Genomic DNA, 805 nt, shown 5'->3' on the forward strand with positions numbered 1-805 from the left:
GTGCAGCAGAACCGGCGTGTCGGCGGCGAACCGATTCAGTCGGTGGCATGGCCGTCGCATCCGATCATCGCCGGCGGCCAGCATGTCGTCGTCGTCGGCGGCGGCGATACCGCCTCCGACTGTGTCGGCACTGCTTTTCGCCAGGGTGCGGTGCGCGTCACCCAGCTCGACATCCGTCCGCAGCCGCCGGAGAAGGAAGACAAGCTTTCGGTCTGGCCCTATTGGGCGACCAAGATGCGCACCTCGTCCTCGCAGGCCGAAGGCGCGGAGCGCGAATTCCAGGTGGCGACACTCGAATTCATCGGCGAGGAAGGCCAGCTGACCGGCGTCAAGTGCTGCGAGGTCGACGACAAGCGCAAGCCGATCGCCGGCACCGAATTCGTCATTCGTGCCGATCTCGCCTTCATCGCCATCGGCTTTGCCGGGCCGGCCGCGGCCGGGGTGGCGAAGGAATTGGACGGTGAGATGAAGATCGCCACCGACAGCCGCCGCTCCAGGAATGTCGAGGCCAATGACCGCGACTACAAGACCAGCGTGGACAGGCTCTATGCGGCCGGCGACGTGCGTCGTGGCCAGTCGCTGGTCGTCTGGGCGATCCGCGAGGGCCGCCAGGCGGCACGCTCGATCGACGAGGCGTTGATGGGGTCGAGCGTTCTCCCGCGCTGAACCCAGGAGCGTGCAGCGATACTAACGATTGATCGCGGTCGTGGTATCGGCCGCGGCCCCCATCGTTATCGACCGCACCGCGCCGATGCTGCTCAGCGATCCGGCACTCGACGGTGGCTCCGAATTGCTGTGCGCGGCC

1 protein-coding gene is annotated in these 805 nt (G+C 66.8%); it reads left to right on the top strand.

Going from position 1 to position 805, the window contains the following annotated elements; genetic code table 11:
- Positions 1-666: FAD-dependent oxidoreductase (locus EN964_RS36045; RefSeq protein WP_164776531.1), on the top strand; the 666-nt coding region annotated here is incomplete at its 5' end.
- Positions 667-805 lie beyond the last annotated feature (139 nt).

The sequence above is a fragment of the Mesorhizobium sp. M7A.F.Ca.CA.001.10.2.1 genome (genome assembly GCF_003998575.1).
In the GTDB taxonomy this organism is placed as follows: Bacteria; Pseudomonadota; Alphaproteobacteria; order Rhizobiales; family Rhizobiaceae; genus Mesorhizobium.